Annotated in this window: 12 protein-coding genes; 6 read left to right on the forward strand and 6 right to left on the reverse strand. The window is 59.1% G+C overall.

What is annotated here, in order from left to right:
• Positions 1–10: 10 nt before the first annotated feature.
• Positions 11–1,138 (forward strand): 2-methylcitrate synthase, encoded by a 1,128-nt coding sequence (gene prpC / locus AB5Y67_RS10320; RefSeq protein ID WP_199428519.1) that lies wholly within the window; start codon positions 11–13, stop codon positions 1,136–1,138.
• Positions 1,139–1,148: 10 nt separating this feature from the next.
• Positions 1,149–2,594, forward strand: a complete 1,446-nt coding sequence (locus AB5Y67_RS10325; RefSeq protein WP_201943864.1) for a bifunctional 2-methylcitrate dehydratase/aconitate hydratase — start codon at positions 1,149–1,151, stop codon at positions 2,592–2,594.
• A 99-nt stretch (positions 2,595–2,693) separates the two neighbouring features.
• On the opposite strand, the gene AB5Y67_RS10330 is transcribed toward AB5Y67_RS10325, so the two are convergent.
• The gene (locus AB5Y67_RS10330; protein ID WP_368207698.1) at positions 2,694–3,422 is read right to left on the reverse strand and encodes a hypothetical protein; all 729 of its coding nucleotides are present in this window, start codon (positions 3,420–3,422) and stop codon (positions 2,694–2,696) included.
• 259 nt (positions 3,423–3,681) lie between these two features.
• Between AB5Y67_RS10330 and AB5Y67_RS10335 the strand changes: the two genes are divergently transcribed.
• Together AB5Y67_RS10335 and AB5Y67_RS10340 are read left to right on the forward strand one after the other, a co-directional pair.
• On the forward strand, positions 3,682–4,014 hold the full coding sequence (locus tag AB5Y67_RS10335; protein ID WP_199428522.1) for a polyhydroxyalkanoic acid system family protein: 333 nt from the start codon (positions 3,682–3,684) through the stop codon (positions 4,012–4,014).
• Positions 4,015–4,269: 255 nt separating this feature from the next.
• Positions 4,270–5,700, forward strand: a complete 1,431-nt coding sequence (locus AB5Y67_RS10340; protein ID WP_199428523.1) for a wax ester/triacylglycerol synthase family O-acyltransferase — start codon at positions 4,270–4,272, stop codon at positions 5,698–5,700.
• Between the two features lie 115 nt (positions 5,701–5,815).
• Here the strand turns inward: AB5Y67_RS10340 and AB5Y67_RS10345 are convergent, their stop codons facing one another.
• From AB5Y67_RS10345 to AB5Y67_RS10360, 4 genes are all read right to left on the reverse strand, one after another.
• The gene (locus tag AB5Y67_RS10345) at positions 5,816–6,604 is read right to left on the reverse strand and encodes a hypothetical protein (protein WP_040065534.1); all 789 of its coding nucleotides are present in this window, start codon (positions 6,602–6,604) and stop codon (positions 5,816–5,818) included.
• A gap of 25 nt (positions 6,605–6,629) precedes the next feature.
• Positions 6,630–7,271: a TetR/AcrR family transcriptional regulator gene (locus AB5Y67_RS10350; protein ID WP_040065536.1), complete on the reverse strand. Its 642-nt coding sequence runs from the start codon at positions 7,269–7,271 to the stop codon at positions 6,630–6,632.
• Between the two features lies 1 nt (position 7,272).
• A complete protein-coding gene (locus AB5Y67_RS10355) occupies positions 7,273–8,460 on the reverse strand; it encodes a patatin-like phospholipase family protein (protein WP_040065538.1) in 1,188 nt (395 codons plus the stop codon).
• Positions 8,461–8,554: 94 nt separating this feature from the next.
• Positions 8,555–9,127, reverse strand: a complete 573-nt coding sequence (locus AB5Y67_RS10360) for a phasin family protein (protein ID WP_005333118.1) — start codon at positions 9,125–9,127, stop codon at positions 8,555–8,557.
• Positions 9,128–9,375: 248 nt separating this feature from the next.
• On the opposite strand from AB5Y67_RS10360, the gene AB5Y67_RS10365 reads away from it, so the two are divergent.
• Complete coding sequence (locus AB5Y67_RS10365) at positions 9,376–11,349, forward strand: SDR family oxidoreductase (RefSeq protein WP_368207699.1); 1,974 nt, start codon at positions 9,376–9,378, stop codon at positions 11,347–11,349.
• 90 nt (positions 11,350–11,439) lie between these two features.
• Here AB5Y67_RS10365 and AB5Y67_RS10370 read toward each other — a convergent pair whose 3' ends face one another.
• Positions 11,440–12,315: a triacylglycerol lipase gene (locus tag AB5Y67_RS10370; protein WP_199428699.1), complete on the reverse strand. Its 876-nt coding sequence runs from the start codon at positions 12,313–12,315 to the stop codon at positions 11,440–11,442.
• Positions 12,316–12,485: 170 nt separating this feature from the next.
• Here AB5Y67_RS10370 and AB5Y67_RS10375 point away from each other — a divergent pair, with 170 nt between their 5' ends.
• Positions 12,486–12,788, forward strand: a complete 303-nt coding sequence (locus AB5Y67_RS10375; protein ID WP_005333111.1) for a YebG family protein — start codon at positions 12,486–12,488, stop codon at positions 12,786–12,788.
• Positions 12,789–13,119 lie beyond the last annotated feature (331 nt).

Here is a 13,119-nt window from a genome sequence, read left to right on the forward strand (position 1 = left end):
GAGGCAGCTTATGGGACAGCAAAAACCGTTGGGCGGGGCAGGTCTGCGCGGCCAAAGCGCAGGGGAGACCAGCATCTGCACCGTGGGCAAGAGTGGCACCGGTCTTACCTATCGCGGCTATGACATCAAGGAGCTGGCCGATAGCGCCCAGTTCGAGGAGGTCGCCTATCTGCTGCTCAAGGGGGAATTGCCAGATGAGCAGCAGCTTGACGCCTACAAGCGCGAACTGCGTCGCCTGCGCACCTTGCCCCAGCCGCTGTTGGAGGTGCTGGAGCGCATTCCCGCCGATGCCCATCCCATGGATGTGTTGCGCACCGGCTGCTCCATGCTCGGCGATCTGGAGCCGGAAGATGGTTTCGAGCATGAACACGAAGTGGCTGATCGTCTGCTGGCCGCCTTCCCGGGCATTCTGATCTACTGGTACAAGTTCAGCCACGAGGGCACACGCATCGCCCTCGATACCGACGAGGAGTGTATCGGTGGCCACTTTCTGGCGCTGCTGCACCAGAAAGCGCCGAGCGAGCTGGAGCGCCGGGTGATGCATGTCTCCCTCATCCTCTACGCCGAGCATGAGTTCAACGCCTCTACCTTTGCGGCGCGAGTTTGCGCCTCAACCCTTTCCGATATGTTCTCCTGTATCACTGCCGCCATCGGTACCCTGCGCGGCCCACTCCACGGCGGAGCCAACGAGGCAGCCATGGCGATGATCGAACACTGGCAGGATGAAACGCAGGCAAGGCGCGAACTGCTGGCTAAGCTGGCGGCCAAGGAGAAGATCATGGGCTTTGGCCACGCCATCTACCGCACCTCGGATCCGCGCAACGTCATCATCAAGGAGTGGTCGGCCAAGCTCGCCGAGGCGGTGGGGGATGATCGCCTCTATCGCGTCTCCTGCGAGGCGGAGAAGGTGATGTGGGAAGAGAAAGAGCTCTTTCCCAACGCCGACTTCTTCCATGCCAGCGCCTATCACTACATGGGGATCCCGACCAAGCTGTTCACGCCTATCTTCGTCTGCTCGCGGGTCACCGGCTGGTGCGCCCACGTGATGGAGCAGCGCGAGCACAACCGGATCATCCGCCCGAGCGCCGATTATGTCGGCCCGGCCCCCCGTCACTTTGTCTCTCTACAACAACGATAAGGAAATCACGATGTCCGCCAACGTCGACGTCAACCACAGACCCGAGCCCGATCAGGTACTGGTCGATATTGCCGATTATGTCTGCAACCACCCCGTAACCAGCGAGGCGGCTCTCGACACCGCCCGTTACTGCCTGATGGATACGCTCGGCTGTGGCCTCTTAGCCCTGCGCTTCCCCGAGTGTACCAAGCACCTTGGCCCCATCGTACCCGGTACTGTCGTGCCCCACGGTGCCCGGGTGCCCGGTACTCAGCTCTGCCTCGACCCCGTCAAGGCAGCCTGGGATATCGGTGCCATCATCCGCTGGCTTGATTACAACGACACCTGGCTGGCCGCCGAGTGGGGTCACCCCTCCGACAATCTGGGGGGGATCCTGGCCACTGCCGACTGGCTCTCCCGTACTCGCGTGGCCGAGGGCAAGGCACCGCTCACCATGAGCGATGTGCTGGTGGCCATGGTCAAAGCCCACGAAATTCAGGGGGTGCTGGCGCTGGAGAACTCCTTCAACCGGGTCGGTCTCGATCACGTGGTGCTGGTCAAGGTCGCCAGCACCGCCGTGGTGACTCATATGCTGGGTGGCACCCGCGATCAGGTAATCGATGCGGTATCCCAGGCCTGGGTCGATGGCCAGAGCCTGCGTACCTACCGCCATGCCCCCAATGCGGGGTCGCGCAAAAGCTGGGCGGCGGGGGATGCCACCTCCCGCGCAGTGCGCCTAGCCCTTATCACCATGAGCGGCGAGATGGGCTATCCCGGCGTACTAAGCGCGCCCAAGTGGGGTTTCTACGACGTGCTGTTCAAGGGCAATCAGTTCGCCCTGCATCAGGGGTACGGCAGCTATGTGATGGAGAACGTGCTTTTCAAGATCTCCTATCCCGCCGAGTTCCACGCCCAGACCGCGGTGGAGTGCGCCATGAAGCTGCACGCTCAGGTGAAGGGGCGGCTCGACGAGATCGATCGCATCGAACTCACCACCCATGAGTCGGCCATTCGCATCATCAGCAAGGTCGGCGCCCTCAATAACCCGGCCGATCGGGATCACTGCCTGCAGTACATGGTGGCGGTGCCGCTCATCTTCGGTCGCCTGATCGCCGAAGATTACGAGGACGATGTCGCCGCCGATCCCCGCATCGACGGGCTGCGCAGCAAGATGGTGGTGCAGGAGGATAAACGCTACAGCCGCGAATATCTGGAGGCGGACAAGCGCTCCATTGCCAACGCCATCCAGATCTTCTTCAAAGACGGCACTCACACCGCCAAGGTGGAGGTGGAGTATCCAGTCGGCCATCGCCGTCGCCGGGAGGAGGGGATCCCGCTGCTGGTGGAGAAATTCCAGCACAATCTGGCCACCCGCTTCCCGGCCAAACGGGTCAACGACATTTTGGCCCTCTGTCAGGACGGGCCGCGCCTTGCCGCCACCCCGGTGCACGCCTTTATGGATCTGCTGGTGATCTGACCGGTCTTGCATTGGCCAACATATCGGCAAACAGTGATAAACGAAAAGCGGGCTCATCGGCCCGCTTTGTTATTCTGGCGGCTTATCCCTCGATACGCCTTACCCCAGCGCACTGCTGTCGCCGTTAAAGAGCGCCGTCATGATGGCCGTCTCGCGACTGGCGATGGTCTCGAGAAACTCGTTGGCACGCCCCATCTTATGACACACCTGATAACCACGCTCGACAAAGGAGAAGAGCTCGCCAAGCCCCGCCAGATGGGCGGGCCCTGACACCAGCTTGAGGGTTGCCCCCAGCAGCGGTTTTCTCGCTAGCCTGTCCAGCGTCATGCCAAGCTCGCTCACCAGCGCAATCTGATGTTCCCGGCGCGCCTGTTCACCTACGGCACGATAGGCGATGGTGTAATGGTCCGGCGTGATGGGATCAATGCCATCAATGCGCCGCAGCGCCACCACCATCAGGTAATCCAGCTCTTCGGAGAGGGCATCAAGCTCGATCGCCTGCGCCAGCACCTTGAGACCGGACTCCGGCAACAGCCGCTCGGCGGTCGGCATCACCCGCATCACATCTGCATCGCGGCGGGCGCAATCCCCGGAGCCATAGAGATCGGTCAGGAAAAACTCGGCGGCGGGGCCGTAGCGGTCACTCTCCAGCAGATCACGATGGGATCGCCCCAACCGGTCGGCCTGCCACTGGCGTAGCCGATCCCGATCCTGCTGATCTTCCGGGTGGGCACGCATCTGCTCGCGCAAGGCTGCAACCCGCTTGAGCTGGCGGTAGAGCCGACCCAGGGTGCTATCGTCGTCGTGGGCATGTTCTTGATGCGTCATCTACAGCTCTCTGGCCTTGGGCCCATTGATGGGGATTCGGTGATACGAAGATACAAGTGAATGAAAAACAAGCAGCTTTTGCTGACCGTTCCGTGACAAGTGTAGCGCGCACGGGGGAGGGAATAAATGCCATGTCCCGCTGATGGCCTGCATCCCTCTCGACTCTGTTAAGTGAGTCCCATTTATGTGAACCATCCTTTCATTTGTTGTGAACATGTGTTTAATATCAATAACTAACTTATGACCCAGAGTAACGACCATGTTCTTCAACTCGCTCGCTGGCAGCAGCGCACTCTCTACCATCCAGATCAGCCGTCAGCATCCGCTGGGATTAGCCGCCGCCCGGATCGCGGCCGAAGCCATCGCTGCGGACATGGGCGAGAGCTATCAACTCGATTGCGAATGGGCAGATGAAGAGGAGACCGAGCTTCGTTTTCGCGGCTCAGGGGTACATGGCACTCTCACCCTGGACGAAGATACCCTGGAACTGGAAGTGCATCTTGGTTTGATGCTGTTGCCGGTACGCAGCGTACTGGAGCAAGAGATCCTCGATTATGTCGACAATCGCTTACCTTACCCCAAACGTGTTTGAAACTTTTCGTCGGACTGGCTTTAAATAAACCAGCTGTAAACGATGGCTGTTTTAAATAAGTTGGCAAGCCATATGGTTTGTCAGATTTATTATTCGGCGAGGTCTAGATTCTATTTTGTAAGTAATCTTTCATCTTTATTTCATATTTCGAGTCGGCACTCTTTAATGTCATTCTGATTGCATCAAGTCTTCATCCGGATATGAGGGCAGGAGCAATTTGCCGTCTCGGTAAATTCATTTTGTAGGGAAACAACCATGCCACTGAGTGAATTTATCTCCTGCGTCGATACCGCCTGGTTACGCATGGACAGACCCAACAACCTGATGCAGATCATCGGTGTCCTGATGTTTGAAGGAGAGCTTGATGAAGCGCGTCTGCGGGCCGGATTAAGCCATACCATTTCGGTGCAACCCCGCTTCCACCAGCGGGCCGTGCTGGAGGGGGGCTCCTACTACTGGCGTCATGATCCCGATTTCGATCTCGATCAGCACCTCAAGCGAGTGATCCTGCCGGGTGAAGCGGGCAAGCTGGAGCTGGAGAAGCTGGTGGCCGATCTCGCCTCGACGCCGCTCAACCACCAGCGCCCCCTGTGGGATATGCACCTCACCGACACTTCGCTGGGTGGGCAAGCGCTGGTGGTGCGCATTCACCACGCCATGGGCGACGGCTTCTCGCTGGTGCGGGCCATGCTGACCATGATGGATAACACCCCGGAAGGGGCGCCGCGACCACCGTCACCGGAGCCACTGGATGACAGCGATGACGAGGATGAGGAGGATTGCCACCAGGGCAGCCGTCTGGTGCGGGCCGGTCTCAAGCTGACCGGTAGCCTCTGGTCCAAATATGTCGAAGTGGTCACCCATCCCACCAAGGCGGTGGATTACCTCAAGACTGGGCGCGATCTGGCGAGCGAGCTGTGCAATATCGCCACCCTCGGTGATGATTCACCCTGCCGCCTGCGGGGCAAGACCACCAGCACCAAGCGGGTGGCCTGGTCGGAGCAAATTGATCTGCCGGATATCAAGGCAGTGGGCAAGGTTCTGGGCTGCTCGGTCAACGATCTGCTGATCGCCGCCACCGCAGGGGCGTTTCGCCACTACCTGCAGGAGAAGGGGGATGATGCCAACAAGGTCAAGATCCGCGCCCTGGTGCCAGTCAATATGCGAGCACCGGATGATGAGGGGGCACTTGGCAACCGCTTCGGGCTGGTGGCCCTGGACTTGCCACTGGATGTTGAACACCCGTTGCAGCGGCTCTATACCGTGCGTGACCGGATGCAGGCGCTGCGCACCTCGCTGCAACCCGTGGTGGTGCTCAACCTGTTACATGCCCTTGGCATGGCCCCCAATGCGGTGCAGCAGCAGGCCGTCGAGCTGCTCACGGCCAAGGCCAGTGCGGTGATCACCAATGTGCCCGGCCCGCAGCAGACCCTCTATCTGGCCGGTGCAAAATTGCGTCAGCCGCTGTTCTGGGTGCCGCAATCGGGGGATATCGGCGTCGGCGTCTCCATCCTCTCTTACGATCACAAGGTGCAACTGGGCCTAATCACCGACAAGAAGCTGGTACCGGATCCGGATCGGGTGGTCGAGCGGTTTGCGGTGGAGTTCGAACAACTGCTGTTGCTGGTGCTGATGGAGCCGGAGCTGCTGTTTGACCCCAACGGGCTGGATGCGCTGCTCGGTTGAGCGAGCATTTGAGCGACCGGTGACGGCGTAGCCAACCGGACTGCACCCATCATAAAAGAGGCCAACCCGTGGGTTGGCCTCTTGTTTTGTTATCTATCCGTGGCAAGAGTGGCGGTTAATCCTCCAGCTCTTCCCGCGCAGCCTCCACATCGAGGCGCTCCATGGCATCCATGGGTTCGCACTCGGCCGCTTCGGCATAGAGGGCTTCGGCGGCTTTCAGGCGGCTCTTGCCGTGCAGCATCACCTGAGCGTTGGCGTACTCCATGCGGGCGATAGCCGAGTCGGGGATCAGCGCCAGCGCCTCCTTGAAGTGACGCTCGGACTCCTCCTTCTTGGCGCCATAGGTGAGGCCGCCGATCATGGCCCCCAACTTGTCGACGATCTCCGCATGCCAGGCGCCAAAGGCGATATGGGCCTCGGCGTGATCTGGCGCCAGCTCCAGCGCCTTCTCAAGGCTTGCCTTGATCTTGTCGCCAATTCCTTGCGAGAGGGCCTTGGAGATGGAGATGACCTGACTGTAGCGACCGAGGGCCAGTGCGTGGAAATACCAGGCGTTGGCGTTCTTGGGCTGACGCTTTTGCAGCTTCTCGGCATGGCTGGCCGCCCGCTCGAAGGCGGCGCGCTTGGCATACTTGTCCTCCAGCAGGTAGCTGGCGTGGATCACCAGTGCCTTGTTTGCCACATTGAGGCCCGCCTCACCGGCCGCTTCGCCAAGGGCGACGGCCCGGGCAAAATCCCCGGCATGATAGGCCCGCCAGGCATCCTGTACCTGTTCATCTTCGGGCCAGGGTTCGGCATCCCCCTGATGGAGACGATCCCAGTTGTCCGCCAGCTTCTGGCCAGCATAGTCATAGGCCGCATCCGCGTAGGGGAAGGGGACAAATTCGAGTTGTGAAGTGGTCATGCTTGTTCTCCCTGTAGCATGTGAATCAAACCTTGTCGGTGTAGTGGTGGGCGAGGGCGCCCAGATGAGCGCGGGCATCGGCCCGCAAATAGGGTGCGACCAGCTGCATCACCTGAAAGACGCCGAGGGCGATATCGGCGTCCGCCTTGGGATGCAGTGCCCGCTGATAAGAGATCCAGAATGTGCCCACCAGCGCTACATTGGCCGCCAGCGTGCGCATCTGTTGCGCCGTGCCCTCCATCAGCCCAGCCGTTTGCAGATGGTTGCAAATGGCGATGGCGGTCTGCTCCTTGCGGCGCAGCAGGGCGGAAAAGCGCTGCTCCACCTGATGATAACCACTCATCAGGGTCGCGATATCGTAGTAGAGGAAACGGTACTGCCAGATGGCTTCAAACATCAGGTGGAGAAAGAGCCAGATATCTTCTGGCTCATCGGACGGGGTGCTTACCGCCTCCAGCAGGCGATCCATCTGCTGTTCAAATTCGCAGAACAGGGCGTTGACGATCTCCTCCTTGTTGTGGAAGTGGTAGTAGAGATTGCCCTGGCTGATCTCCATCTCGGCCGCAATGGCCGAGGTGGTGACGCTGGGTTCCCCTTGTCGATTGAAGCAGGCGAGGGCAGTGGTCAGGATCCGCTCCCGGGTACGACGTTTGGGTTTGCGATCCATGCTACTCCTTTGGTGATGAACGGCGCACGCCGTGGCGATAGCGTTTGGCAAGCCAGTGCTGCAACTGCTCCAGCGACTTGTCGAGGGCGGCGACCGAGCCAATGCCGGGGGCCAGCAGGGTGCGATCTTCATCGGCCAGCGCGGCCAGATTGAGCTCAAGGCCATGCTTGGCCAGCACCGGCGCCAGCTCGTCACGACGCTGCCAGAGATCGCGGCGGGTATGCTGGTAAGCGTGCTCGCAGAGACGGCGGCGATCCCGGTAACTGAACACATTGGTGAAGAACATCTCGCCATCGGCAGAAGAGGGCTCAAACAGCAGGGCGTCGGCGTCGGGATATTGGTGTTTGTAGCGATCCATCCCCACATGCATACGGGAGTGGATGATGGCGCGAAAAGTCTGGGCCAGTACCACCGGCAGACCGCTGTCCACCAGATTGGTCGGCGCGCCAGCGGCCATGTCCGCATCATAGGGCACCAGCGGATTGATGCAGAACACCAGATCCGCCCCCTCTTCCAGCGCTACCGAAGCGTGCAGAGTCTTGATCAGCGCCCCGTCCACATAGTAACGACCGTTGATCAAGGAGGGCGGAAAGAGACCGGGCAGGGCGGCTGACGCCTGTACCGCCGCAGAGATGGGCACGTCATCGAGCCCCGGGCTGCCGAAGGCGACCGGATGACCGGTGTCGAGTTCGGTGGCTACCACAAACAGTCGACTGCGCAACTGGCGGAAATCGTTGCTGCGGCCGGGACGAGAGAAAAACTGGGTCAGGGTGCGATCCACCCCGCGGTTGTCGAACAGTCCGGTCGGAATGGCCTTGGAGAGCCCCTGCAGCGATTCAAACAGGCTGCGCTTCCAGGGCGCCGCGAGATAGTAGGTCAGGCTCTGCCACGCCAGCGGCGGGATCGAGGTCAGGCGGTCGGCATATTCACGAAAGGCGGGTCGCAGCAAGGTAGCCGGGTCAAACATCTCCCCCGAATCATCGCTGAGCAGGATCCGCACCAGCTTCGCCGGCGAGATGCCGTTGGCCAGCGCCGACGCCACCACGGCCCCCGAGCTGACGCCAACATAGATATCGGCATGGTCAAGGCGCAAGCCGTTGATGCTGTCAGAGAGGGCTGCGCAGGCACCGATCTCGTAGATGCCGCCGAGCGGCCCGCCGCCAGCAAGGGCAATTGCGATGGTACTCATAGCGTTGCCTCCCTATCCATGACATTCATCATGACAAGACCGGCCCAGCGCAGGGCATGGGCCGGTATCAATCACCTTCCGTCACCGCGAGGGATCAGGGCAGGACGCTCTCTGCTTTTGCTTTCACCTCTTTCACCGCATCTTCAGCGGCGGAGAGGAGATCGGCGGCCTGCTCAACCACTGCCTCTTTAGCCTTGGCTACCGGCGCCTTCTTTACCGGAGGCTTGCGGGCAGCGGGCTTTTTGGCGGCAGCCGGTTTGGCTTCTGCGGCCGGGGCTTCTTCTTCCTGTGCATCCAGCAGTTGCTGGACCACATCGGTCAGCTCGGCCATGCGCTTGGAGAGCTTGTCGATATCCTTGCGGGTCGGAATGCCGAGGCTGGCCACAGCGCGGGCCACGCGATCTTCAAACACCTGCTCCAGACGACCCCAGGTATTGGCGGTCTTGTCGGTCACAGCGGCAATCTTCTCATCTGCGCTCTGACGGGTTTTTGCCTGCAGCGCTTCACCTTCCTGCACCAGGGCTTCAAAGATCTTGCCACCCTCTTCCTGCGCCTTGGCATAGGCACCCAGACCCGCCAACCAGATCTGCTGGGTGGACTCCTTGATGGTGGAGGTGAGTTGGTTGTCGGTCACTGACCCTGCCAGCGCTTTCAATTTCTTAGCCATGATCTTCTCCTTGAATAACGACAGTTAAATGTAATGGCGACAACGAAACTGCAATCGGGTTGTGGCATTACTGATCTTTCAACTTCAGTCTAGGGAGAAAAAATAGAGGGTTCTACCTAATAACGGAACAGGCACACCACCGAAATTAGGGTTTGCTCACGAACCGACAATCAAATTGCGGATTCCCATATGAATCGTGATATATCTAACAACCTAGTAACACCCTAATCAGTAGCAGGATTCTCTTTATGAACTATTTCATTACTGGCGGTAGTGGTTTTATCGGGCGTCGATTGATCAAAAAGTTATTCCAACAGCATCCCGACTGTACCGTCTATTTTCTGATGCGCTCTTCTCATCAGGAAAAATTGCCAGAGCTGTTCTCATTCTGGCATGTGGATGAATCGCGCGCGGTCCCGGTTTTTGGCGACATGACGCAACCGCTGCTGGGGGTATCGGTCGAGATGCAGGAGCAGTTGATCGGCAAGGTCGACCACTTCTTCCATCTGGCTGCCATCTATGATCTCAACGCCAAGGCGGGGATCCAGCAGCAGGTCAACACCGAAGGAACCCGTCAGTCCGTGCAGCTGGCCGAACGACTCGCGGCCCGCCAGTTCCACCATTGCAGCTCTATTGCTGCCGCCGGTCTCTTTGATGGTCTGTTTCGCGAGGATATGTTCGATGAAGCCGAACACCTCGACATGCCTTATTTCCAGACCAAGCACGAAGCGGAAGGGATTGTGCGCAATGAGTGCACAGTACCGTGGCGAGTCTATCGACCGGGGATCGTTGTCGGTGACTCCAATACCGGCGAGATGGACAAGATCGACGGCCCTTACTACTTCTTCAAGACCATCCAGAAGCTGCGCCGTCTGCTGCCGCCCTGGATGCCCGCCATCGGAGTTGAGGGCGGGCGCATCAACATAGTGCCGGTCAACTTTGTGGTCGATGCCATGGTGCATATCGCCCATCAAGAGGGCGAGGAGAACAAGACCTTCCACCTGACCGACCCCAACCCGATGCGGGTCGGCGACATGCTGAGCACCTTCTCCCGCGCCGCCCATGCGCCGGAGCCTGCGATCCGCATCAACGCCTTTCTCTTTAATTTCATTCCCCGCCACCTGACCGCCATGCTGATGACCATGGCGCCGGTGCGCCGCATCCGCGATGCCGCCATCGCCGATCTGGGTCTACCCAAGGATGTGTTCCGCCTTATCAGCTATCCCACCCGTTTCGACAGTCGCGAAACCCAGCGGGTACTGAAAGGGACCGGTATCGAAGTGCCGCCGCTGCACAGCTACGCCTGGCGGCTGTGGGATTACTGGGAGCGTCACCTCGACCCGGAGCTCTTCATCGATCGCTCCCTGCGTGGTCGGGTAGAGGGCAAGGTGGTGTTGGTGACCGGGGCCACCTCAGGCATTGGCCGTGCAACCGCGCGCAAGCTGGCGGGGGCGGGGGCCAACGTCGTTACCATCGCCCGCGACGAGCAGAAGATTGCCGAGACTAAAGCCGAGTTTGCCGAGCTGGGGCTGACCATCGAGATCTATCAGGGGGATCTCTCCAATCTGGCGCAGGCCGAGGAGATCACCGCTCGCATCGTGGCCGATCACGGCGGCGTCGATATTCTGGTCAACAATGCCGGCCGCTCCATCCGCCGCTCCATCGAGGACTCCTTCGATCGCTTCCACGATCTGGAGCGTACCATGCAACTCAACTACTTTGGTGCGCTCAAGGTGATCATGGGGGTACTGCCCACCATGATCGAGAAGAAAAAAGGCCACATCATCAACATCTCCTCCATCGGGGTGTTGACCAATGCACCGCGCTTCTCCGCCTATGTTGCCTCCAAGTCGGCCCTTGATGCTTGGGTGCGTACCGCCGCCTCCGAGTTTGCCGATAAAGGGGTGAGTTTCTCCATCATCAATATGCCGCTGGTGAAAACGCCAATGGTCGCACCGACCAAGGTCTATGAGCAGATACCTATGATGACGCCGGAAGAGGCGGCCGATCTGGTGTGCGATACCATCATCAACAAGCATGTGCGACTGGCCACTCGCCTCGGGGTGTTTGGTCAGGTGGTGCATGCCCTGGCACCACGTGTCGCCCAGGTGATCATGAATACCAGCTTCCGCACCTTTGCCGATCCCAAGGATGGCGACAAATCCAAAGCCACCGCCGATCAGGTTGCCGTCTCGACCCTGATCAAGGGGATCCACTTCTAACCGGATGATGGGATAAAGAGATCAACAGGGGCCTGAGCAATCAGGCCCCTGTTTTATTTGGAATAACAGTTGAAGGACGAATAAGGAGGATCAGACTCGGGACAGCAGATCAAGCACCAGATCAGTCGTGCGACGGGAGTAGAGCAAAGAGAGATGGCCAATGGCAGGCAACTCAATATCTTCCATTCCCGCCAATCGTTGCCGCTCCTGCGGCATCACCACATTGTCGTGACTGGTGCGCACCGAGATGCCGGGCACGCAAAGCGGCACAGAGGCAAAACGCTGCAACCAGCCGGAACCGGGCTCCATCTCACGGGCATTGGCCCCAAGCCCAAGGGCGGCAAGCTGACTGCCCTGATGGGGGGTGGCCAGGGTGATCAGGCACTCTACCTTGTCACCACCATGGATAGCCAGATAGTCGCGGCAGACCAGCCCGCCCATACTGTGACCGACCAGCACCAGCTTGTCAGCCCCGGTTTGCGCCAGCACATCGTCAATTCGCTTGGCCAATAGCGGCACCATCTCATCGATATGACCAAATGGTGGCATCAAGGTAATGGTGGCGACCACATGGCCTGCGGTCTCCAGTCGGGTGCGCTGGGTACGCCAGATCCCGCGACTGCAACCGTAACCATGCACCAACAATACAGGGCGCTGGCATGAACGCAGCCGATCGGGTGCCATCAGCAAAGGCTCGAACGGTAGCAACAAGGTGAAGGTATAGAGGTAGGCCAGCATCTCCTGCGCCATCATCTTCACCCTGCGCCAAGGGCCGATAGCCGGGGAGGGGTAGAAGCGGGTAAACAGCCAGCTGCCGAGCACCACCAGACAACGCAACCCAAGCAGGGCAAACACGACAAACAGCAGGGTCAGCAACCAGGGGAGTCCCACGACCAAATGGGCGATACTCCCGAGGAGCAGCACCTCTACCATCAGCAGAATAAACAGGTGTCGTACGATCGTCATAAGGCCATGATCCGACCAGTCAGGCGTGGAAGTCAAATGGCACTTTGAGACAGCTTGATCCAGCGCGGCTTTTGTCGCTACACCCCAGCGAACTCTTTTCCGGTGAGGTTATTTGCAATGCTGTATATCCATACATATACTCTATCCGTCATCACCAAGAGGAGGCCATCATGGCTGTCGAGATCAAATATGTGGTTGTTCGTGGGGGAGTGGAAAAAATGACCTTTGCCAGCAAAAAAGAGGCCGATGCCTATGACAAGCTGCTGGATACGGCCGATGAGTTGATGACCCTGTTGGCTGGCGCCCCGATCGAGCTGGCACCAGAGCAGCAAGAGAGTCTGGCATTCTACCTGGCAGAGCAGCGTGATGTGCTGCAAACCCTGCTGCGCGGCGGCAAGGTTCAGGCAGGCACGAAAGAGGAAGAGGCTCCAGCAGCCAAGCGCAAGGAGAAGCCACTCAAACAGGTGGCCTGATGGCACAGACCTTATTTCTCGGGATAAATGGTTCAACGCATTCACTTTATTTGCATTTAAAACCATTTTCACGGCTATTTACCCCGAGAATTTTTTAACCATGCTGCATATCCTATGCATAACTGAATAGCGTGCACCACTGAGCGACATCAGCCAGATCTATGAGGAAATAATGAGCAAACAGTGGAGAGAACGTTATCCAGATCGCTCCCGGTTACCTTAATCAGCAACAACAAGAGGCAGTACCAATCCCAATAGAAGCCGCATTCATCTATCACGAGCCCTTTTCTATCGTCTCGGCTCACAGGCTCATATCGATTCATCTCATCAT

The sequence above is a fragment of the Aeromonas sp. s12 genome, from assembly GCF_040907925.1.
Lineage (GTDB): Bacteria > Pseudomonadota > Gammaproteobacteria > Enterobacterales > Aeromonadaceae > Aeromonas > Aeromonas veronii.

Bases quoted from the DNA above. Each gene is read 5' to 3' on its own strand.
- AB5Y67_RS10340 (WP_199428523.1), top strand. From the start codon at position 4,270: ATGCCACTGAGTGAATTTATCTCCTGCGTCGATACCGCCTGGTTACGC.
- AB5Y67_RS10370 (WP_199428699.1), bottom strand. From the start codon at position 12,315: ATGACGATCGTACGACACCTGTTTATTCTGCTGATGGTAGAGGTGCTG.
- AB5Y67_RS10345 (WP_040065534.1), bottom strand. From the start codon at position 6,604: ATGACCACTTCACAACTCGAATTTGTCCCCTTCCCCTACGCGGATGCG.
- AB5Y67_RS10360 (WP_005333118.1), bottom strand. From the start codon at position 9,127: ATGGCTAAGAAATTGAAAGCGCTGGCAGGGTCAGTGACCGACAACCAA.
- AB5Y67_RS10355 (WP_040065538.1), bottom strand. From the start codon at position 8,460: ATGAGTACCATCGCAATTGCCCTTGCTGGCGGCGGGCCGCTCGGCGGC.
- AB5Y67_RS10325 (WP_201943864.1), top strand. From the start codon at position 1,149: ATGTCCGCCAACGTCGACGTCAACCACAGACCCGAGCCCGATCAGGTA.
- AB5Y67_RS10350 (WP_040065536.1), bottom strand. From the start codon at position 7,271: ATGGATCGCAAACCCAAACGTCGTACCCGGGAGCGGATCCTGACCACT.
- AB5Y67_RS10335 (WP_199428522.1), top strand. From the start codon at position 3,682: ATGTTCTTCAACTCGCTCGCTGGCAGCAGCGCACTCTCTACCATCCAG.
- prpC (WP_199428519.1), top strand. From the start codon at position 11: ATGGGACAGCAAAAACCGTTGGGCGGGGCAGGTCTGCGCGGCCAAAGC.
- AB5Y67_RS10375 (WP_005333111.1), top strand. From the start codon at position 12,486: ATGGCTGTCGAGATCAAATATGTGGTTGTTCGTGGGGGAGTGGAAAAA.
- AB5Y67_RS10365 (WP_368207699.1), top strand. From the start codon at position 9,376: ATGAACTATTTCATTACTGGCGGTAGTGGTTTTATCGGGCGTCGATTG.
- AB5Y67_RS10330 (WP_368207698.1), bottom strand. From the start codon at position 3,422: ATGACGCATCAAGAACATGCCCACGACGACGATAGCACCCTGGGTCGG.